The 21,653-nt window shown below is 59.4% G+C and carries 20 protein-coding genes; 13 read left to right on the forward strand and 7 right to left on the reverse strand.

Annotation, left to right across the window (positions count from 1 at the left end):
* Positions 1–61 precede the first annotated feature (61 nt).
* On the reverse strand, positions 62–928 hold the full coding sequence (locus KQ933_RS19285; protein ID WP_216756345.1) for an endonuclease/exonuclease/phosphatase family protein: 867 nt from the start codon (positions 926–928) through the stop codon (positions 62–64).
* Between the two features lie 83 nt (positions 929–1,011).
* Here KQ933_RS19285 and obgE point away from each other — a divergent pair, with 83 nt between their 5' ends.
* The 7 genes from obgE (at position 1,012) to modC (ending at position 8,282) form a co-directional block, all read left to right on the forward strand.
* Positions 1,012–2,082, forward strand: a complete 1,071-nt coding sequence (obgE, locus tag KQ933_RS19290; protein ID WP_183734536.1) for a GTPase ObgE — start codon at positions 1,012–1,014, stop codon at positions 2,080–2,082.
* Positions 2,075–3,244, forward strand: a complete 1,170-nt coding sequence (gene proB / locus KQ933_RS19295; protein ID WP_216756346.1) for a glutamate 5-kinase — start codon at positions 2,075–2,077, stop codon at positions 3,242–3,244. Before obgE ends, proB begins: the two co-directional genes overlap by 8 nt.
* On the forward strand, positions 3,237–4,520 hold the full coding sequence (locus tag KQ933_RS19300) for a glutamate-5-semialdehyde dehydrogenase (protein ID WP_216756347.1): 1,284 nt from the start codon (positions 3,237–3,239) through the stop codon (positions 4,518–4,520). Before proB ends, KQ933_RS19300 begins: the two co-directional genes overlap by 8 nt.
* A 37-nt stretch (positions 4,521–4,557) precedes the next feature.
* Entirely contained in the window at positions 4,558–5,157 is a 600-nt protein-coding gene (locus KQ933_RS19305; RefSeq protein WP_253958333.1) for a nicotinate-nucleotide adenylyltransferase, read from the forward strand.
* Between the two features lie 490 nt (positions 5,158–5,647).
* Positions 5,648–6,439 carry a molybdate ABC transporter substrate-binding protein gene (modA, locus tag KQ933_RS19310; RefSeq protein WP_216756349.1) on the forward strand — a complete coding sequence of 264 codons (792 nt, stop codon included), beginning with the start codon at positions 5,648–5,650 and terminating at the stop codon, positions 6,437–6,439.
* A 74-nt stretch (positions 6,440–6,513) separates the two neighbouring features.
* Complete coding sequence (modB, locus tag KQ933_RS19315) at positions 6,514–7,215, forward strand: molybdate ABC transporter permease subunit (RefSeq protein ID WP_216756350.1); 702 nt, start codon at positions 6,514–6,516, stop codon at positions 7,213–7,215.
* On the forward strand, positions 7,212–8,282 hold the full coding sequence (gene modC / locus KQ933_RS19320; protein WP_216756351.1) for a molybdenum ABC transporter ATP-binding protein: 1,071 nt from the start codon (positions 7,212–7,214) through the stop codon (positions 8,280–8,282). Before modB ends, modC begins: the two co-directional genes overlap by 4 nt.
* On the opposite strand, the gene KQ933_RS19325 is transcribed toward modC, so the two are convergent.
* Positions 8,283–8,660 (reverse strand): winged helix-turn-helix domain-containing protein, encoded by a 378-nt coding sequence (locus KQ933_RS19325; RefSeq protein ID WP_216756352.1) that lies wholly within the window; start codon positions 8,658–8,660, stop codon positions 8,283–8,285.
* Positions 8,661–8,869: 209 nt separating this feature from the next.
* Between KQ933_RS19325 and rsfS the strand changes: the two genes are divergently transcribed.
* The 6 genes from rsfS to KQ933_RS19355 all read left to right on the forward strand — a co-directional run bounded on the left by rsfS (position 8,870) and on the right by KQ933_RS19355 (position 14,614).
* Complete coding sequence (gene rsfS / locus KQ933_RS19330; protein ID WP_216758952.1) at positions 8,870–9,313, forward strand: ribosome silencing factor; 444 nt, start codon at positions 8,870–8,872, stop codon at positions 9,311–9,313.
* 119 nt (positions 9,314–9,432) lie between these two features.
* Positions 9,433–9,915: a 23S rRNA (pseudouridine(1915)-N(3))-methyltransferase RlmH gene (gene rlmH / locus KQ933_RS19335; RefSeq protein WP_216756353.1), complete on the forward strand. Its 483-nt coding sequence runs from the start codon at positions 9,433–9,435 to the stop codon at positions 9,913–9,915.
* A 154-nt stretch (positions 9,916–10,069) separates the two neighbouring features.
* Positions 10,070–11,479 (forward strand): murein hydrolase activator EnvC, encoded by a 1,410-nt coding sequence (locus KQ933_RS19340; protein ID WP_216758953.1) that lies wholly within the window; start codon positions 10,070–10,072, stop codon positions 11,477–11,479.
* Complete coding sequence (locus KQ933_RS19345; protein WP_216756354.1) at positions 11,469–12,791, forward strand: S41 family peptidase; 1,323 nt, start codon at positions 11,469–11,471, stop codon at positions 12,789–12,791. Before KQ933_RS19340 ends, KQ933_RS19345 begins: the two co-directional genes overlap by 11 nt.
* Positions 12,792–12,868: 77 nt before the next feature.
* Positions 12,869–14,068, forward strand: coding sequence for a divergent polysaccharide deacetylase family protein (locus KQ933_RS19350; protein ID WP_216756355.1), 1,200 nt, complete (start codon positions 12,869–12,871; stop codon positions 14,066–14,068).
* Between the two features lie 12 nt (positions 14,069–14,080).
* Positions 14,081–14,614, forward strand: a complete 534-nt coding sequence (locus KQ933_RS19355; protein ID WP_216756356.1) for an RNA pyrophosphohydrolase — start codon at positions 14,081–14,083, stop codon at positions 14,612–14,614.
* Between the two features lie 87 nt (positions 14,615–14,701).
* Here the strand turns inward: KQ933_RS19355 and bfr are convergent, their stop codons facing one another.
* From bfr to KQ933_RS33485, 5 genes are all read right to left on the reverse strand, one after another.
* Positions 14,702–15,187: a bacterioferritin gene (gene bfr, locus KQ933_RS19360; RefSeq protein ID WP_027512212.1), complete on the reverse strand. Its 486-nt coding sequence runs from the start codon at positions 15,185–15,187 to the stop codon at positions 14,702–14,704.
* The gene (locus KQ933_RS33480) at positions 15,153–15,533 is read right to left on the reverse strand and encodes a (2Fe-2S)-binding protein (protein WP_253958334.1); all 381 of its coding nucleotides are present in this window, start codon (positions 15,531–15,533) and stop codon (positions 15,153–15,155) included. The genes bfr and KQ933_RS33480 overlap by 35 nt, the downstream gene beginning before the upstream one ends.
* Before the next feature lie 103 nt (positions 15,534–15,636).
* Positions 15,637–19,119, reverse strand: a complete 3,483-nt coding sequence (locus tag KQ933_RS19370) for an error-prone DNA polymerase (RefSeq protein ID WP_216756358.1) — start codon at positions 19,117–19,119, stop codon at positions 15,637–15,639.
* Positions 19,116–20,534 (reverse strand): DNA polymerase Y family protein, encoded by a 1,419-nt coding sequence (locus tag KQ933_RS19375; RefSeq protein WP_253958335.1) that lies wholly within the window; start codon positions 20,532–20,534, stop codon positions 19,116–19,118. Before KQ933_RS19375 ends, KQ933_RS19370 begins: the two co-directional genes overlap by 4 nt.
* A 40-nt stretch (positions 20,535–20,574) precedes the next feature.
* The gene (locus KQ933_RS33485; protein ID WP_253958259.1) at positions 20,575–21,519 is read right to left on the reverse strand and encodes a hypothetical protein; all 945 of its coding nucleotides are present in this window, start codon (positions 21,517–21,519) and stop codon (positions 20,575–20,577) included.
* Positions 21,520–21,653 lie beyond the last annotated feature (134 nt).

The following is a 21,653-nucleotide window of genomic DNA, read 5'->3' on the forward strand; positions in this document are numbered from 1 at the left end:
AGACCTTAAAGCGAGGTGAGTGATCTGAAAGATCGCGGTACGCTTTAAGGGCGGCGTCCTCTCAATCGCCGATCTCGACATGCAGGGGAAAATGATCGGAACCCAGGGAATCCGCATCAATGACAGCGGATTTCAACCGGTCCTTGAGGCCGCAACTGACGAAACAGTAATCGATATGCATGCGCTTGCCGTGATCTTTCGGATCCATCCAGCTGTAGCTTCCCGGCATATGGGCTCCGAGCGCCGCAAAGGCGTCGATCGGCGTACCGATCCGCGCCGTGCGGCCGTAAAACCGGTCGACGGATCCGGCAAAGGCGCAATATTCCGGCGATTCCGGCTCCATGTTGAAGTCGCCCATAACGACATAATCGTCCGGCAGCGGCGGCTCGGAAAGCCCGAATTCGTGGGCACCACTCAGGGACCCGCCCTCCTGAATGAAGGCATTGATGCGGTCGGTGAGATGGTGAAGCTGCGCAATGCGCTCGTCGGCGGAAACATGGTCGAGATGAACGGAATAGACCCGGATCGCGCCGCCTGGTGCGGCAATAACGGCTTCGGTGGCACCGCGCTGGAGATTGATCTTCTCTACCGTGCGACTGCGCGGCAGAAGCAGCGTTCGCGTCGACAGGATGGGCCAGCGCGACAGCACCATGTTGCCGAACTGGAAACGGGTGCCGCGCGGCGGAGAAACCTGCCCCTCCGACGCCACGGCGTGCATGTCGCAGGCCGGTCCATACACCCAGAAATGGTCGGGAAACAGGGCCGCGAGATCAGCCGGCATGTCGGCATAGTCGTTCCGGACGAAGCCCCTCGTCACCTCCTGCAAAGCTATGACGTCGGCGCCTTCGAGACTTTTGGCGATACGTTCCAGATCGTATCTGCCATCGAGACCGAACCCGTACTGTATGTTATAGCTCGCAAAAATCACGATATTCTTTGACCTCCGCCTGAACCGCCTATATCGAATGGGCCAAGAGGGGTCGCCCAAACGCACTGAGTACTGGAAGTAAAATGAAATTTCTCGATGAAGCAAAGGTCTATATCCGGTCGGGTGATGGTGGCGCGGGCAGCGTTTCCTTCCGCCGTGAGAAATTCATCGAGTTCGGTGGGCCTGACGGAGGCGACGGCGGGCGCGGCGGCGACGTCTGGGTGGAGGCCGTCAACGGCCTCAATACGCTGATCGATTTCCGCTACCAGCAGCACTTCAAGGCCAAGGTCGGCATGCATGGCATGGGCAAGAACCGCACCGGCGCCAATGGCGACGATGTGACGCTCAAGGTTCCTGTCGGTACGCAGATATTTGAAGAGGATCAGGAAACGCTGATCTGCGACCTCACTGCAGAAGGCCAGCGATTCTGCCTCGCCAAAGGTGGCAATGGTGGTTTCGGCAACGCCCACTTCAAGTCTTCGGTCAATCAGGCGCCGGACTGGGCCAATCCCGGCCTGGAGGGCGAAGAAAAGACCATCTGGCTGCACCTGAAGCTGATTGCCGATGCCGGCCTCGTCGGCCTGCCGAATGCCGGCAAGTCAACCTTCCTTGCTTCCGTGACACGCGCCCGGCCGAAGATCGCCAATTACCCCTTCACGACACTGCACCCTAACCTCGGTGTCGCGACCATCGACGAGCGGGAATTCATCCTTGCCGATATTCCCGGCCTTATCGAAGGTGCGCATGAGGGCGTGGGCATCGGCGACCGCTTCCTCGGCCATGTCGAGCGCACGCGCGTGCTGCTGCATCTGGTCTCCGCCCAGGAGGAAAAGGTCGGCAAGGCCTATAAGACGGTGAAGCACGAGCTCGAAGCCTATGGCAACGACCTGGTCGACAAACCGGAAATCGTCGCGCTCTCGCAGATCGACGTACTCGACGATGCGACCCTGAAGAAGAAGGCCAAGGAACTCGCCAAGGCCTGCGGCAAGACGCCATTTCTCATTTCCGCCGTCACCGGCAAGGGAATGACGGAAGTGCTGCGCGCGCTGCGCGACATCATCGTCGAAGCCAATACCGAAGAAAAACCGGCCAAGACACCGAAGCTGCGCCATCGCGACATGATCCTGAGCGACGAGGACGAGGCGGATGAGTAGCCGTAAGCCGCTGGACCGCTATCGCCGCGTCGTCATCAAGATCGGCTCTGCTTTGCTGGTGGACCGCAAGACCGGTCTGAAAAAAGCCTGGCTTGATGCGATGTGCGCCGATATCGCCGCGCTGAAGTCCAAAGGCGTCGATGTCCTCGTGGTATCGTCAGGTGCCATTGCTCTCGGCAGGTCGGTGCTCGATCTTCCCTCCGGCGCGCTGAAGCTGGAAGAAAGCCAGGCGGCAGCGGCAGTCGGCCAGATCGTGCTGGCACGAGCCTGGTCGGAAAGCCTTTCGCGCGACGAGATCGTCGCCGGCCAGATCCTGCTGACGCTCGGCGATACCGAAGAGCGGCGCCGCTACCTCAACGCCCGCGCCACCATCAACCAGCTTCTGAAGATCGGCGCCGTGCCGATCATCAATGAAAACGACACGGTGGCAACCAGCGAAATCCGCTATGGCGACAACGATCGCCTTGCTGCGCGTGTCGCCACGATGACCGGCGCCGACCTGCTGATCCTTCTTTCCGATATCGACGGTCTCTATACCGCGCCGCCGCATCTCGATCCGGATGCACAATTCCTGGAAACCATTGCCGAAATCACCCCCGAAATCGAGGCCATGGCTGGCGGCGCCGCCTCCGAACTCTCGCGCGGCGGCATGCGCACCAAGATCGATGCCGGCAAGATCGCGACGACCTCCGGCTGCGCCATGGTCATCGCGTCAGGCAAGCCTGATAGTCCGCTTTCAGCAATCGAAAGGGGCGCGCGTTCCTCCTGGTTTGCACCATCAGGCACGCCCGTTACCGCCCGCAAGACCTGGATTGCCGGACAGCTTCAGCCGGCTGGCGCATTGCATCTCGATGAAGGTGCCGTCACAGCTCTCGGCGCCGGCAAGAGCCTGCTTCCGGCTGGCGTGCGCAGCATCTCCGGCAATTTTTCTCGCGGCGACACGGTCGCGATCATTGCTCCCTCCGGTCGCGAGATCGCTCGTGGGCTCGTCGGTTACGACGCGGAGGAAGCCCGCCAGATCACCGGCCGTAAATCGGCTGAGATCGAGGCGATCCTCGGTTATCCCGGCCGCGCCGCCATGGTCCATCGTGACGATATGGTGATGACCGTGCAGATCGGTTCGAAATCGGAAAGGCAGAAGAAGGACGCAAGCTATGCTTGATACAGTTGCGCAGAGCCCGGACATTGACGCGCTGATGAACGACATCGGCCGCAAGGCAAAGGCCGCCGCGCGACCATTGGGCTTTGCTCCAACCGACGCCAAGAATAAAGCTTTGAACGCCATGGCAGATGCCATCCTGGCGAACAAGGCCCATATCCTTTCGGAGAATGCCAGGGATTTGAAGGATGTAGAAGGCACGGACATGCTCGCCTCCTTCATCGATCGCCTGACGCTGAACGACAAGCGTGTCACGGAAATGGCCGAAGGCATCTGCGCCATTGCCGCCCTTGCCGATCCCGTCGGCGAAGTGATCGCCGCCTGGGATCGCCCGAACGGCCTGAAGATCGAGCGCGTCCGCACGCCGCTCGGCGTCATTGGCGTCATCTTCGAGAGCCGGCCGAACGTGACGGCCGACGCCGGCGCGCTGTGCCTGAAGGCCGGCAATGCCGTGATCCTGCGCTGTGGCTCGGATTCGCGCCGTTCGTCCGCCGCGATCCATGCTTGCATGGTCGAGGGCCTCAAGGCAGCCGACCTGCCGGAACACGCGATCCAGCTCGTACCGGTTGCCGACCGCGCCGCTGTCGGCGCCATGCTGCGCGGGCTTCATGGCGCAATCGACGTCATCGTGCCGCGCGGCGGCAAGAGCCTCGTTGCCCGTGTGCAGAGCGAGGCGCGCGTGCCGGTTTTCGCTCATCTCGAAGGCCTTTGCCATATCTATGTCGATGCCTCCGCCGATCTCGAAATGGCGAAGAATATCATCGTCAATGCCAAGATGCGCCGCACCGGTGTCTGTGGCGCAGCCGAGACCCTGCTCGTTGACGGGGCCGCCATCAGCACGCATCTGAAGCCATTGATCGAGGTTTTGACTGAAGCCGGTTGCGAGGTTCGCGGTTCGGCTGCAGTTCTCAAGGTCGTGCCCGGCCTGAAACCCGCAACCGAAGAAGACTGGTCGACCGAATATCTGGACGCGATCATTTCCGTTGCCGTCGTCGACGGCATTTCCGGCGCGATCGGCCATATCCAGAAATATTCGTCCAATCACACCGAAGCCGTGCTTGCCGAAAACCCCGAAGTCGTCGAGCGCTTCTTCACCGAGATCGACTCGGCCATCTTGCTGCACAACGCCTCCACCCAGTTTGCCGATGGCGGCGAATTCGGCATGGGCGCGGAAATCGGAATTGCCACCGGCAAGATGCATGCGCGTGGGCCTGTCGGCGTCGAGCAGCTGACCTCCTTCAAATACCGCGTTCGCGGCACTGGACAAACGCGGCCCTGACGTGACCAAAGAGCAGATAGACCGGCGCTATCTTCGCATGCCGCACAGCGAACGCGGCATGATCGTCGGTCTATTCGGCGGCTCCTTCAATCCGCCGCATGAGGGCCATGCCCTTGTCGCCGAGATCGCCATCCGCCGCCTGGGGCTCGATCAGCTCTGGTGGATGGTGACACCGGGCAATCCGCTGAAGAGCCGCAACCATCTCGCACCGCTTTCGGAGCGCATCGCACGCAGTGAGGCGATCGCTACCGATCCGCATATCAAGGTCACAGCCTTCGAGCAGTCATTTGGCGTGAGTTATACGGCCAACACGCTCGCCCGCGTGAAGGCACGCAATCCGCATGTGCATTTTATCTGGATCATGGGCGCCGACAGCCTGGAGAATTTCCATCGCTGGCAGAAATGGCAGAATATCGCGCGCACCTTCCCGATCGCCGTTATCGACCGGCCGGGCTCGACGCTCTCCTACCTTTCGTCGAAAATGGCAAAAACCTTCGCCTTTGCCCGCATTGACGAAGACGATGCCCGCATTCTCTGGAAGAAGCCGGCGCCCGCCTGGACCTTCATTCATGGCCCGCGCTCAACCTTGAGCTCGACCGCCATCCGCGACAGCGATCTGCACAAGGCCGCGGAATAAATCGGATTGTCCGGAAGTTGCCGAAAATGAAAAGCCCGACGCGGGAGGAGGTGCGTCGGGCTTAAAACTTGATCGACAACTGGGAGGAGGAGTGTTGTCGATCCTATCGGACGGCTATGGGAGGAGGAGAAGCCGTCGGATGATTGTGTTTTAGCACATTTGTTCAGAAGGTGAATATATACTGGTGCATTGCAGCAATGCGTATAACGCAAGCCTCGCGACGATATGGCGACATCAGTTGCCATTTTAATCAGCAAAAACAGATCGATTCAATCCCGTCATCCTTTCGACCTGCCATTTGCCAACTGAATCGCCACAATTTCACCTCAGTAATTTTCGGTCCGCCATAAGCCATGCGCTTCACGAATGCGTGAGGACGCAGTGCGGGAAAACCGCCTTTCGCTGCCGTTATATTTTATGAAACGCAACCCTAGCCAAATATCTCTCGCCGTTATATCCGTCTAGATATTTCGAACCTGGAGAGAAAATCATGCATAACCGGCGCCGCTGGATGAAACTGGCAACCGCCGCGATTTCGGCCATCTGGCTTGGCGCAGCAGCGCTTACCGCACCCGCCGCAGCCGCCGAAAAGATCACCGTTTTCGCAGCCGCAAGCTTGAAGAATGCGCTCGACGCCGCCAACGCCGCCTGGGCGAAGGAAAGCGGCAAGGAAGCCGTCGCCTCCTACGCGGCAAGCGGCGCACTGGCAAAGCAGATCGAAAATGCTGCCCCGGCCGATGTCTTCATTTCCGCCGATGTGAACTGGATGGATTACGTTGCCGACAAAAAGCTGATCAAGCCGGACACGCGTTCCAACCTTCTTGGCAATCGCCTCGTACTCGTCGCCGAAAGCGACAAACAGAAGCCGGTTGAAATCAAGCAGGGCTTCGATCTCGCCGGCTTGCTCGGCGACGGCAAGCTTGCCATGGGCGAACCCAAGTCAGTTCCGGCCGGCAAGTATGGGCAGGCGGCGCTCGACAAACTCGGCGTCTGGAAGTCCGTAGAAACCAAGGTCGCCTATGCGGAAAGTGTGCGCGCCGCACTCGCCTTCGTTTCCCGCGGTGAGGCACCCTATGGCATCGTCTACCAGACGGATGCCGCCGCCGATAAGGGCGTCACGATCGTCGGTGCTTTCCCAGCCGATTCTCACCCGCCGATCATCTATCCGATCGCACTGCTCGCCGAGAGCAAGAACCCGGATGCCGCCGCCTATCTTGATTTCCTGAAGTCGGATAAGGCTGCTCTTTTCTTCACTGCCCAGGGCTTCACGATCCTGAAATAAATGCGAAATTAGCGCTCAGAGCTTAGCGTGAAGGCTCGCTTCGCAGACCTTCTATGTTTCGGAGAAGATGACGCTTGGATATGTTCGGCTTGAGCGATGAGGAATGGACGGCGATCCTGCTGAGCCTGCGCGTTTCCTTCGTCGCCATGGCAGCAAGCCTGCCGCTCGGTATCCTCGTTGCCCTGCTGCTTGCTCGCGGCCGCTTCTGGGGCAAGTCGTTGCTCAACGGCATCATTCACTTGCCGCTGATCCTACCCCCGGTCGTCACCGGCTTCATTCTTCTTATCCTCTTCGGTCGCCGTGGCCCGATCGGCAGCCTGCTCGATCAATATCTCGGCATCGTGCTCTCGTTCCGTTGGACGGGCGCTGCACTTGCCTGCGGCGTCATGGGCTTTCCGCTGATGGTGCGCAGCATTCGCCTGTCCATCGAAGCCGTCGACCGCAAGCTGGAGGAAGCGGCGGGGACGCTTGGCGCGAGCCCGTTATGGGTCTTTCTGACAGTCACGCTGCCACTCATCATTCCCGGCGTCATTGCCGGCATGATCCTCTGCTTTGCCAAAGCGATGGGCGAGTTCGGCGCCACTATCACATTCGTCTCTAACATTCCCGGCGAAACGCAGACGCTGTCGGCCGCCATCTACACCTTTACCCAGGTGCCGGGTGGCGATTCCGGCGCCATGCGGCTCACCCTTGTTTCCATCGTGATTTCCATGCTCGCCCTGCTCGCTTCGGAATTCCTCACCTATCTCGCCGGCCGGAGGATCGATCCGGAATGACACTTATTGTCGAAGCAAGACATCGCCTCGGCGCCCTCGGACTCGATGCCGCTTTCACCTCCGAGCGCGGTGTGACGGCGCTTTTCGGTCGTTCCGGCTCCGGCAAGACCTCAATGATCCGCATCATCGCCGGCCTCACCCGACCGGCCGAAGGTCGCGTTCTGCTCGAAGGCGAGGTGCTGACGGATACGGCAAAGAGCATCTTCATTCCCCGTCACCGGCGCCGTTTCGGCTATGTCTTCCAGGAGGCGCGGCTCTTTCCGCACCTGAGCGTCCGGGCGAACCTCTCCTATGGCCGCTGGTTCGCGCCGAAATCCACACGCACTGAAAGTTTCGATTACGTCGTCGACCTGCTTGGCATCGGCCAGTTACTTGCCCGCAGCCCCTCCAAATTATCGGGCGGCGAGAAGCAACGCGTCGCGATCGGCCGTGCGCTGCTTTCCTCGCCCCGCCTGCTGCTGATGGACGAACCGCTGGCGGCACTGGACGAGGCCCGCAAAGCCGAAATCCTGCCCTATCTCGAGCGCCTGCGCGACGAGATGGATATTCCAATCGTCTATGTCAGTCATTCGATTTCCGAAGTCTCTCGCCTGGCCAACCAGGTCGTCGTCATGCGCGACGGCAAGGTCGAAGCGGCCGGCCCGGCAGTGGAAGTCCTCAGCCGTTCGTCGCTTCTCCCAGAAGACAGGAAGGAAGCCGGTGCCGTGCTGGAAGGCATGGTCGAAAGCGTCGATCCGACCAATCGGATTGCAACGATCCTGCTGAAATCAGGCAGGCTTTATGTTCCGGGTGTCGCGCCGGCTGCCGGAAAGCCTGTGCGCATCCGCATCCCTGCGCGCGACGTGATGCTGGCAACGCGGAAGCCGAAGGGCTTGAGCGCACTCAACATTTTGGCAGGAACCATAACACAGGTTTCGCCGGCGGAGGATGGAACCGTCGAGATCCGCCTCGATTGCGCCGGCGACGCCGTACTGTCGCGCATTACCGCATTGTCCCGCGAGCGCCTGAACCTGCGGCTTGGCATGCCGGCCTTCGCCGTCATCAAGACGGTTGCGCTGGAAGCCTGATCAGCCTCGGCTTTCGTGTTGGAGATTACAGTTGGCCTGCAGCCAGGCGAGATCGTCGGCTAGGCTGGCGCGCACGGTCCTTTCCATTCCGCGAAAGCGCGCCAGCAGTTCCTCCCCGAACGGCGTCAGCGCAGCGCCGCCGCCCTTCTGGCCACCGCGCTGCGATTCCACCACCGGGGCCTTGAACATGCGGTTCATCTCGGCAACCAGCATCCATGCACGACGATAGGACATGTCCATGGCGCGGCCGGCCGCCGAGATCGAACCTGTCTCGCGAATATGCTCGAGCAGTTCCATCTTGCCGTGGCCGAGGCGATCGTCGTCGGGAAAGGTGATTCGCAGGACGGGTGTGAGCGGATTTTTGGTGGCTTCGGTCATATCGGTCGAAATTTGCAGAGGTCGCCGGCACTTTACGCTCGACCGCAGACGCTGTACACCGCCCCTCCATCTCGACCGAGGGTCGAAATCTCGATTTCGTGACGCCAAATGCGGTTTTCGGCCGTCCGCATGCTGCGCCGCGTCTTGAAACGTTAATGGTTTGATGCCTATCTTAACCATGATCTGGTTGCACCGGATCTGTGTTGTGCATAGTTTGTCATTCCAGGAAAGGGAAAGCACTGACAACAGTACACGCCAAGGGAAAAACGCTCGCCGTTGTCCCGAAGGGTGCGGAACGTGGCGCCGATGCCGCTGCCCGTGCTCTGGAAGCCGTCCTCGTCAGCCTCGAGGACTCGAAAGCTGAAGATATCGTCACCATCAACATTGCCGGAAAATCGGCCCTGGGAGATTACATGGTTGTCGTCTCCGGCCGCTCGAACAGGCACGTCATGGCGATCGCCGATCATCTTCTGACTGATCTCAAGGACGAGGGCTTCGGTACTGCCCGCGTCGAAGGTCAGGAAGGTGGTGACTGGATCCTGATCGATACCGGTGACATCATCGTGCATGTGTTCCGTCCCGAAATCCGCGAATTCTACAACATCGAAAAGATGTGGGCGGCTCCGGATATGGACGAGGAAACGCGGCACTGAACAGGCAGCCCGGCATTCGTCCGGCGCCTGACACGTGATAACTGGCCGGGCCTGCCTTGGATGGCGGGCCGGAAAGTTCACATTGCGCTTCGAAAGGGCGGCACAGCAGGAGCGGATGAATGCGAATTGGTCTTTTTGCGGTGGGACGGCTGAAGTCCGGCCCCGAAAAGGATCTTGCTGCCCGTTATTTCGACCGTTTTGCAAAGGCCGGTCCCGCAGTCGGACTGGAATTCTCTCGTATCGCCGAAGTGGCCGAAAGCCGCGCCTCCAATGCGGAAACCCGCAAGCGCGAGGAGGCGGCTATGCTGCTGAAATCGCTAGCGGAAGGCAGCATCCTCATTCTCCTCGACGAGCGCGGCAAGGCGCTGGACAGCGAAGCTTTCGCCAATCTCCTTGGCAACTATCGCGATCAGGGCAAACGCGACCTGACGATCGCAATCGGTGGCGCGGATGGTCTCGATCCCTCCCTCTATGACCGAGCCGACATGACCCTTTGCCTTGGCAAGATGACGTGGCCGCATCAGATCGTCCGCACGCTGATTGCCGAGCAGCTTTACCGCGCCGTGACCATCCTCTCCGGCCATCCCTATCATCGTGTCTGATGCAGCCTAAAATGGTCACGCAGCCGTGTTTTGCCTCCCGGCCCCTTCTCCTTCAAACTTTCTGGTCAACAGCCCCAAATCAGCTTAGGTTCCGGGCGATTTGAACGAGTAAACCCCGACACGCATGACGAGAGCTGCCCCCAAGCGATCCCGCCTGTTCCTGCCGGCCGTTGCCGCAGGGCTCGGCGCGGCTGTCATTGCCATTTCGGGAAACCCCTTTGCCGTGCAGGCGCAGGATGCTCCGCCACCACCAACTGCTGCCGAACCGGCCGCTCCAGTAACAACTGCCGAACAGCCTCCGCCTGATCCTGCTGCCGAACTTGCAAAGAAACGCGACGAGACGAGAACCGAGCTGGAAAAGCTGTCGAAAACGATCAGCCTTTCCTCTGACAAGGTGACAGAGCTTCAGAGCAGCATCGACAATCTGGAAAAAAGCACGGCGAACATCCGCCAGGCGCTGATCGATTCCGCCACTCGCCGCAAATCTCTCGAAGGCAAGATCCTCGACAGCGAAAAGAAGCTCGCCGAGCTGGGCGTCAAGGAAGACGGCATCCGCCGCTCGCTGCACGAGCGCCGCGGCCTGCTTGCCGAGGTTCTTGCCGCCCTCCAGCGCATGGGCCGCAACCCGCCGCCTGCCCTTCTCGTGACACCTGACGATGCGCTTGCTTCCGTCCGCAGCGCCATTCTGCTCGGCGCCGTGGTTCCCGGCATCCGCAAGGAGACCGAAAAGCTCGCGGCTGATCTTGCCGACCTCTCGGCACTGCAGACGGCAAGCGCCAAGGAGAAGGAAGGCCTGGCCACCACCATGGCAAACAGCCTGGAGGAGGAGCGCCGCATGGACCTGCTGCTTGCCGAAAACGACAAGTTGAGCCGCTCCAACGCCGTCGAACTGGAAGCCGAGAAGCAGCGTTCGCAGGAGCTTGCGAGCAAGGCGACAACGCTGGAAAGCCTCGTCGCCTCGATGGAGACGGAGATTGCCTCGGTGCGCGACGCCGCGGCTGCCGCCCGGCAGGCGGAGGAGAACCGCAAGCTCCTGACCGACGAACAGCGCGCCCAGGCAAAGGCCCTGGCCGACAGCGGGGTGCCTGATAAAAACCGCATTGCGCCCGCATATCCCTTCGGAGAACTGAAGGCGAAACTGGAGCTGCCTGTGGCAGGCGATATTCTGCGCCAGTTCGGCGATGCCGACGGCACCGGACACGAGGCCATGGGAATAACGATCGCGACCAATCCGGAAACGGTGGTGACCGCCCCTGCTGACGGGCTGGTGGTTTTTGCCGGCGCTTTCCGCAGTTATGGCCAGATGATCATTCTCGACGCTGGCGACGGATATCACTTGGTTCTCTCAGGCATGGATACGATCAGCACCCGTCAAGGGAAATTCGTTTTCTCAGGCGAGCCGCTCGCCGTGATGGGTGCGAAAAGAGTGGCAAGCGCGACAGCATTGGCGCTGGAAACAGATCGGCCAACGCTTTACATTGAGTTTCGAAATGACGGTAAACCGGTCGATTCCCGACCGTGGTGGACCGCCAAAGACACTGGAAAGGCACGCAATGATTCGTAGGGCTTCTCTTGTTCTGGTCGGCGCATTGATGGGCGCGACCGCGATGAGCGTCATTTACTCCGCAGGCGTGCCTGCAGAGGCGGCGGGAGCATCGACCTATAAGGAGCTTTCGGTATTCGGTGACGTCTTCGAACGCGTGCGTGCGCAATACGTAACACCGCCGGCCGAGGACAAGCTGATCGAAAGTGCCATCAATGGCATGCTCTCCTCCCTCGATCCGCATTCCAGCTACATGAATGCGAAGGACGCCGAAGACATGCGCACCCAGACCAAGGGTGAGTTCGGCGGTCTCGGCATCGAAGTCACTATGGAGGACGAACTCGTCAAGGTCATCACTCCGATCGACGACACTCCGGCTGCCAAGGCCGGCGTTCTGGCCGGCGACTATATCTCGGAAATTGACGGCCAGTCTGTTCGCGGCCTGAAGCTCGAAGACGCCGTCGAAAAGATGCGTGGCGCCGTCAACACGCCGATCAAGCTGACGCTCATCCGCAAGGGCGCCGACAAACCGATCGAACTGACGATCGTACGTGACGTTGTTGCCGTTCAGGCGGTCAAGTCGCGTGTTGAAGATGATGTCGGCTACCTGCGCGTCATCTCCTTCACCGAAAAGACCTATCCGGATCTCGAAAAGGCGATCCAGAAGATCAAGGCGACCGTTCCGGCCGACAAGCTCAAGGGCTTTGTCCTTGACCTGCGTCTCAACCCCGGCGGTTTGCTCGATCAGGCGATCAATGTTTCCGACGCCTTCCTGCAGCGCGGCGAAGTAGTGTCCACCCGTGGCCGCAATCCGGACGAAACCCGCCGCTTCAATGCTGGCCCGGGCGACCTGACCGATGGCAAGCCGCTGATCGTCCTCATCAACGGCGGCTCGGCTTCAGCATCGGAAATCGTTGCCGGCGCTCTCCAGGATCTCCGCCGTGCCACCGTTCTCGGCACGCGTTCATTCGGCAAGGGTTCGGTTCAGACGATCATTCCGCTTGGCGAAAACGGCGCGCTGCGCCTGACGACCGCGCTTTACTACACACCGTCGGGCCGCTCGATCCAGGGCACCGGCATCACACCTGACATCAAGGTGGAAGAGCCTCTTCCGGCCGATCTCCAAGGCAAGATGGTGACCGAGGGCGAATCCGCCCTGCGCGGCCACATCAAGGGCCAGAGCGAGACTGAGGAAGGTTCGGGCTCTGTCGCATACGTCCCGCCGGATCCGAAGGACGACGTGCAGCTCAACTATGCACTCGACCTGCTGCGCGGCAAGAAGACCGATCCGTCATTCCCGCCTGACCCGGAAAAGGCCGTTGTCGCGAAGTAATTCATCGTTCTCAAGGCCGGGCACCCGCCCGGCCTTGAGGCTTTCTGCTGTTTCCCGGTTTTGGAGCGGGCAAGGAATTGGGAACGGATCTGCATGCACCTTTAGGCCGCAACCGCAAGGCCGCGCGCAAGCGCCCCGGCGTGCTGCGGATCGGACAGATCGCCGCGAGCCTCTGCCTTGTCGCGATCGGCGGCTTTTCACTTTACACGGCATTTCGTAGTGATGGCCTCGAACAGTCGAAGCCTCCGGCATCGCAGGACAGAACGGCCACGCCGCCGACCGACACAATTCAGCGACCGTCAACGTCGAGCAATCAGGCAGTAAATGGCATGCCGCGCTCAGAGCCGAACTCGGGTGCGAACGTGGAGCGCATGGTGACCGGGGACGGCTCGGTCATCACCAAGTACAGCCCCCGCCCGCGCGACGGCAGCGGCCCGCTTCTGGTCGATGCCATGCAGAAGGGCCAGGATCCCCGCATGGCGGACATCCCCAACGACAGTCTGCTCGAAGAAACGCCCTTCGGCCGGCTGCCGATCACGGGTCCCGATGGCCGACGGCCGATGGATCAATATGCGCGGCCATGGTCCGGCACGCGCGGCACCCGCATCGCGATCGTCCTCAGCGGACTCGGTCTGAGCCAGACCGGCACGCAGCGCGCCATCAAGCAATTGCCGGAAGAAATTACCTTCGCTTTTGCCGCCAGCGGCAACAGCCTGCAGCGCTGGATGCAGGATGCCCGCCGCGGTGGTCACGAAATTTTGCTGCAAGTGCCACTGGAGCCATTCGATTATCCAGCGAATGATCCAGGACCGGATACGCTGCTGACCTCGAAGCCCGTGGCGCACAACATCGAAAGCCTGCATCGGGCGATGGGCGAGATCACCAATTATACCGGCATCATGAACTATCTGGGCGGACGTTTCCTCTCCGATCCCAAGGCCATGGAACCGATCATGCGGGATATCGGCAAGCGCGGCCTGCTCTTCCTCGATGACGGCACTTCGGCGCAATCCAAGACCGCTGTGATCGCCAAGGGCACGGAGCTTCCTTACGCTTTCGCCGACCTGCAACTGGACAGCCAGGTCGATGTGAACACCATCCTGCAAAAACTCGATGAATTGGAGCGCATAGCCCGTCGCAACGGCCAGGCGATCGGTGTTGCCTCGGCTTTCGACGAGAGCATTGACGCGATCTCTAGATGGAGCGAGGAAGCGACCATGCGCGGTATCGAAATCGTCGGCGTTGCAGCGCTCGTCAATGACCCCAACAATCCCTGAGCGGAGAGAACCATGAGCCAGGCGCCCGTAAGAGCCGAGGACCTGCCCTATCGCCCCTGCGTCGGCGTGATGATCCTGAACCGCGAAGGCCTCGTCTGGGCCGGACGGCGTATTCCCGACGGCAATTCGGAATATGACGGCTCGCCCCAGCTCTGGCAGATGCCGCAAGGCGGCATCGACAAGGGCGAGGACCCACTGGAAGCGGCCTATCGCGAGCTTTACGAGGAAACCGGCATCAAGACCGTGACGCTGCTCGCCGAGGCCACGGACTGGATCAATTACGACTTGCCCCCGCAGCTGATCGGCATCGGCCTGAGGGGTAAATATCGCGGCCAGACCCAGCGCTGGTTCGCCTTCCGCTTCGAGGGCGACGAAAGCGAGATCGCCATCAATCCCCCGCCCAGCGGCCATGAGCCGGAATTCGACGCCTGGGAATGGAAGCCGATGGAAGACCTGCCCGGCCTGATCGTTCCCTTCAAGCGCGCCGTCTATGAACGGGTCGTGGCGGAATTCAGCCATCTCCCCGGCCTGATCCCGGAAGATTGAGCATCGGCCGACGCTTTCATCAATGCATCCGAAACGAAACCGGCCGCCCGAGAGGCGGCCGGCTGAGATAATATTGCGGATGGCGAATTATTCGGCTTCATTGGCCGAGTCGGCGTTGAGCTGGCCGTACTTCGCTTCGCCGATCTTCTCGAGCAGGTCGAGCTGCGTTTCGAGGAAGTCGATATGGCCTTCCTCGTCTGCCAGAAGCTCTTCGAAAAGCTTCATGGAGACGTAGTCGCCAGCGTCATGACAGATATCACGCGACTTCTTGTAAGCGGTGCGGGCGTCATATTCACCGGCAAGATCGGCTTCCAGAACTTCCTTGACGTTCTGACCGATGCGCAGCGGCGCGAGCGTCTGCAGATTGGGATGGCCTTCGAGGAAGATGATACGCGCGACCAGACGGTCGGCATGGTGCATTTCTTCGATCGATTCGGCACGCTCCTTCTTGGCGAGCTTGGTGTAACCCCAGTCCTCAAGAAGACGATAATGAACCCAATACTGGTTGACTGCACCGAGCTCTAGGAAAAGGGCCTCGTTAAGCCGCTCGATGACTTTTTTGTCGCCTTTCAATGTCCGCTCTCCTGTTTTCTTCATGGAATTCTCTCAGGCGGGACATGAAATCAAATATTTCCGATTCCGTCGAGTGGTGACGGGCGTGATAATCTTCGGTTGTCTGGATGATGATATCGACAACGTTCGGGAAGCAACCGCAGCAGCGACCGCGTTTGGCCATGGCGTGATAGACCTTTGCAGGCACGATCAACTGCCAGCAATCTTCATCAAGAAGATTGTTGATGACGTCCCGGATTTCCTTGTCGGTTATGTAATTGCAACTGCAGACGAGCACGTCTTCATTCCAAACATGACACTCACTATCGTGTTTTCTGCAAAAGAAGATAGGAACTGTCAAGAAAATTCGCGACCCTCATCCGATCACGTTTCCGCGGCGGGACATCACACGCCGGCGAGCTTGTCCTTAAGTCCTTAAGAAGCATGAATTTCCAGGCTGCGAAAACTCATCAGTGGAAATTACGCCCGCGCGGCATTACGCTTGCAGTCTCTGCGATATCGCCATCTCTCACTCTCTCTGATGGCCTTCTCTCGCCGATCTTTCTGAGCAGGTTGTCCCGCGCCAGAATATCTGCCTTTTTCCGCTGCCGGTGATCCTGTGTCGCGCGCAACACCTCGTCCGAGCGCTCGCTGACGCCGAAGCGTTTCGTCTCTCGCTGAAGGATACCGAGCAACGGCGTCATATCCTCAATGTGTTCGACGACGGTATGGATGACGCCACTCTGGCTTTGTAATTTGCCGTAGATTTTTACAAGTCGAGCGCCCATGACCACTGCGCGGTATCTTTCGAAGATTTTCTTCCAGACGATGGCATTGGCAACACCGGTCTCGTCCTCCAGCGTGATGAAAATCACACCTTTCGCGGAACCCGGCTGCTGACGCACCAGCACCAACCCCGCGATGACCACGCGCCTCCCATTCGCAACGCGAAGCAGATCGACATTGCGCGTCACACCTACCCTGCCCAGTTCTTCACGCAGGAAGGAAACGGGGTGCCCTTTCAAAGAGAGCGACAGGTAGCGGTAATCCTCGATGACCTGTTCACCCGACAGCATGTCAGGGAGCTTGGCAGCTGGCTCAGGCTGAAGATCGATGTGGCGGACCGTCTCGAAGAGCGGTAGTTCCTCAGCCGCGCTTTTCATATCCAGCGCTCGCACCGCCCACAACGCCTGACGTCGTGATAGCCCGATGGACTGAAAAGCATCTGCATCTGCCAGCCGTTCGATAACAGATTTCTGCAGGCCGGAGCGCAGCCAGAGGTCACGCACAGAATGGTAACCCTCACCGCGGTTTTCGACGAGCTGTCCCATATCCTTAGAGGAAACGCCCTTGATCTGCAGAAGACCAAGCCGAACAGCGTGGCGAGTCTTGATGATATCCCGCATCTCGCCGTGGCGAAAATCGACACTTGCTCGGTCAAAAACCGCTTCCTCAAGGGTGCATTCCCAATCCGAGTAATTGATATCGGCCGGCAGGACTTTAACGCCATGCTCGCGCGCATCCCGCACCAGCTGTGCCGGCGCATAAAAGCCCATCGGCTGTGAGTTCAGCATCGCGGCACAGAAGACATCAGGATAATAGGCTTTCAGCCAAGAGGAGGCGTAAACGAGCAGCGCGAAGGAAGCGGCGTGGCTTTCCGGAAAGCCGTATTCACCGAAGCCTTTGATTTGGTTGAAGCATTGCTCCGCGAATTCTTTTGAATAACGATCATATGCGGTCATTCCATCGATGAAACGCTCATGGAAATTGCCGATCGTGCCGGTTCTTTTAAAAGTCGCCATTGCTCTTCGAAGTCGGTCGGCCTCTGCTGGCTTGAAACCAGCTGCGGTAATGGCAATCTGCATGGCCTGCTCCTGAAACAAAGGAACTCCGAGGGTTCTTTCAAGAACAGTCCTGAGTTCATCGCTAGGATATTCGATTGGAAGATTCTTCTTTTGCAGCTCCCTGCGCTTCAGGTATGGATGCACCATGTCGCCCTGAATCGGTCCTGGCCGGACGATGGCCACTTCGATGACAAGGTCATAAAATACTCTCGGTTTCAGGCGCGGCAGCATGCTCATCTGCGCCCGGCTTTCGATCTGGAAAACACCAAGCGTATCGGCCCGACCCATCATGTCATAGACTGGTTCGCCCTCCTCTCCGTGCTCTTTATTGCCAAGGTCGCAGAGGGTCTTTTTCACATCATAATGCAGTTCGAGCAGCGTGAATGCTCTGCGCAAGCAGGTCAGCATGCCAAGCGCCAGGACATCCACCTTGAGAATTTTGACATTGTCGAGATCGTCCTTGTCCCACTCGATCATGTAGCGATCCGGCATTGCCGTCTTCATAATCGGCACGACTTCATCGAGCCGGTCTCGTGTGATAACAAAACCACCGACATGCTGAGTGAGATGGCGTGGAAAGCTGAGAAGCTCGGAGGCATATTTCAGCACGTTCCGAGTCACCGGATCTTTGACATCGAGACCTGCTGCCCTGGCATCCCGTTCAGAGAGATTGTCTTCGGACCATCCCCAGACGAGACTGCTGATCGCCGACTGAACATCCTCCGAGAGACCGAAAGCCTTGGCGACTTCTCGGCCGGCTGAACGGGTGCGATAGCTGGTGACAGCAGCTGTCAGTCCCGCATGATCCAAGCCGTATCTTTTATAAATGAATTGAATGACCTCTTCTCGTCGCTCATGCTCGAAATCGACATCGATATCCGGTGGCTCGTCCCGATCCATCGAAATGAACCGGTCGAAAAGAAGCGTGCTCTTTTGAGGATCAACCTCCGTAATTTCCAGACAATAACAAATAACCGAATTGGCGGCTGAACCACGTCCCTGACAGAGAACTTTGAGCTCATAACGGGCATGATGAATAATCCTGTGCACCGTAAGAAAGTAGGAGGCGTAGTTTTTGTCACCTATGAGATTCAGCTCGTAGTCGATCTGCTTCGCCACATTGTCAGGAACACCGTTAGGGTAGCGTTTTGCAGCACCTGCCTTCGTCAGCCTTTCAAGCGTCTCCTGCGGTGTTTCGCCGGGATCGTTTTCAGGGGGATAATTGTGTTTGAGCTCGTTCAGCGAAAAGTTCAGTTTGCCAAAGAATACCTGTGTGTTCTCGACCGCATCTGGATAGTCTTGAAATAGTCTGAACATTTCACGTGAATCTTTGAGATACCGCTCTCCATTCGGCGCCAACAGGAATCCGGCTTCCGATATCTGCACATGCTCCCGGATTGCGATCACGACGTCTGAAAGCGGCCTCCGCTCGGGGCGATGATAAAGCGGTTGGTTGCTTGCAATCAGCGGCACACGATTGCGAGTGGCAAGCATGGCAAGCACTGCAAAGGCTTGTCGGTCGCGGCCGTCATAGGCCGGCGACAGCGTCATAAAAAATGTCTTGTCGAAGCGTTTTAGAAACCGTTCCAGATAGTTTTCGAGTTCCAACTGCTTGGTTGGGTCTTTTACGACAATTCGGTCGGGGACGAGAGCAAGCATCATTTCGTCGCCCCATTCCATAAGCTCCGCTTCCGTCAGGATGCATGTTCCCTTGATAGCCTCCTTCTTCAGATTGCCGGCGCTGAGCAGGCGACAGAGGTTTGCCCATCCTTTCCGGGTACGCGGATAGGCAAGGATATCAGGCGTTCCATCGGAGAAGACAAGGCGGGCGCCAGGCTGAATCCGGATGGGATCAAGAATGATCTCCGTTTTTCCCTTCTTATTCGCCTCGGCTAAAATCGCTTCCCGGTTCTTGTATCTCTCAACAAGCTGTTCTGCCTGCGCATGAGCCCGCACCACGCCGGCGACCGAATTGCGGTCCGCAATGCCGAGGCCGCCAAGCTTCAGGAAAGCGGCTTGTACGACCATCTCTTCCGGCTTGGAAGCGCCTTCGAGAAACGAGAAATTCGTCTTCGCTCCGACCTCAAAGAAGGCAGGTTCAGGCCTCATGCAAAGACCCCATGCATGAACCAGCGAGGATTGGGATTCTTACCATAGAGGCCTCGGCGATAAATCCAGAAGCGATGTCCAGCATCATCCTCGATCCGGAAATAGTCGCGCGCCTCGGCATCATCGCCATCGGCCCACCATTCCATGGCGATCCGTTCCGGCCCTTCGCTCTTTGCCACCAGATGCCGCATGCGCCGCCATCGGAAAGCCTGCGGCGCACCGTCAGGCACTTCGGCAAATGCGACCTCGACAGGCTCGGGCGTTGCAAAGAGCCGCAGGGGCCTCTCCTCGCGGAAGGGAAGGGTATTGTTCTGCTCCACCTTGCGCCGTGCCGGAAGGCTTTCCATTGCCGGCACCGTGATCACGGCACGCTCCGGCACATGGCTCTCGCGAAGCTGGAAGCTTTGCAGGCAATCCGCGCCAAGCCGCGCCGCAACACGATCGACAAAAGTCGAAAGCGAGATTTCCCCTTGCCGATCGCCTTCGAAATCGCCCTGCGCATCATGGAACGGATCATGCCGCAGCACGTTCAGGCGCAGGATCTCGAAACCATAGCCGGCATCGATATCGTCGTAGATAACCTGCAGCCGCTCCGAAAACAGCCCTGCGACGAGCTTCGGTTCGCGAATTGGCCGTGAAGCGCCGACGGAAATGCGGAAAACCCTGCCATCGACACGAAACAGCACCAGCTCGAACACCCTTCCACCAGCGCCTCGCGCCTCCAGTGACGGTTTCAGTGACACGGCAACCTGTCCGGTGACAGCAAGGATCTGTTCTTCCGTTCCGATCGGCTCGACCAGGCGGCGTTCGGACGAGAGGCTGGCGACGGGACGCCGGGGCGAGATCGGCTCTTCCTCGCGCCCCAGTGCTTGATCGAGGCGCAGAAGCAGTGTCGGCCCGAAGCGGCGGGTCAGCGGCGCCCGCGGCGCATGGATGACGTCGCCGACATATTTGAGGCCAAGCTTCCTCAAGGCATCAACAGTCTGGCCTTCCAGCCGCAAGGCCGCGACGGGCAGCGGTATCAGCATACGCTCCGTCTCCTCATCCTCCACGACGCCGCCTTGTCCGAAGCGGGAGACGGCCCAGGAAAGACCCGGCGATGAGGAGATCGCGCCGCGCACATCGAGCCCCATATGAAAGAGCCGCGACAGGATATCCTTGAGAAGCGCGCTTTCACCGCCGAAGAGATGGGCACAGCCGGTAATATCGAGAAACAGCCCGTCCTTACCGTCGAGCGCTACCATCGGCGTATAGCGGTCGCACCAGTCGGCGATCGCTTCCAGCAGCCGGCAGTCGGCCGCAGGATCCTCTTCCACGACATCGAGCGCCGGATACATGGCGCGCGCTTCGGCAACGCCCTGTTCCTTCCTCAATCCCAACTTCTCGGCGAACTCGTCCAGCGCCGTCAGCCGCATGGCATTGTTGAGCTTGCCGGAACAGACGATCGGTGACGCTTCAGGACGCCCTTTCGAACGCCAGGACAGACCCCATCGCTTGCGCGCGATGCGGTCCGTCGCCAGATGCGGAAAGCTGAGCGCCAGAATGCGCTGACTGTTCGCCTGGAGGACGAGCGAAACCTGGTTCGTCGATGGGGAGAAATTCGCGTTCATGGGGGTTCCACTCCAGAAGAAAGGAGAGCGGGGCCGGATTGCGGCTCTTCTCCAGCGTGAGACGGAAAATCGGATTGCCGATGCTGCCGGAAAGCTTCGATCCGTCCGGCAGCGGCCGCAAGTCAGACGGCGCCGGTTCGACATGCAGGCGGAAAGCAGCGCTACTCGCCTCCTCCTCCCCGGCCTGGCGGACGAGAAAGAGCGGACGGCGGACAGCGCGCGCCCTGAGACTGAGCCGGCGGCTTTCGGTCAGGCCGAAATGCAGGGGATTGCCGCGCACTTCGAAGACGACGACCGAGAAGGCAGCACTTTCGATGGCCGCTTCCGCCAGCCAGAGCGCGTCCTCCAGCTTGCGCGGCGCGGCATGGAAAAACCTTTCCGGCTTCAGCCCGAAATCCTTCAGCCCCGGAGCATAGGGGCGACCCGCCTCCAGTGTGCCGACGGCATCACCGATCCAGAGCAACGGCAGCAGCCTGCTGGTGTCCTCCTCCTGCTTCTGCAGTCGCGCCGCAATGGCCATCGCCAGTCCACTCGCCGCCCCTGCATCGCCGGAACTCGCCGCGCGGAACTCGGTAATCGCATCGAGCTGCAGACCGCCTTCCAGGGCCTTATCGAACGGTTCAATGCCAAAAGACAGCCGAGGCAGAATGTGCTCCTGCCGCCTCTCGCGTCCTTCCGCCAGGGCTTCCCTTTCCGCCGCAGCAAGCGTCGGCGCGGGTTTTCCCTCCAGTCGGGCAATGGTTTCGCGGAGCGCAAAAAGCCGCTCGCGCGCCAGGGCGGTCTGCGCCATGGCGTTCACTCCATTCATCTTGTTCCTGTTATGTTCTTATAGATTCCAGAGCTCTAATAGAGAGTCAACCGGCATTTTATAAGAATTTATTCCTGCCTTTGATTCCGCACTCGAAAATCGGCAATAAAGGTTCT

Source organism: Rhizobium sp. WYJ-E13, from assembly GCF_018987265.1.
Taxonomy (GTDB): Bacteria; Pseudomonadota; Alphaproteobacteria; order Rhizobiales; family Rhizobiaceae; genus Rhizobium.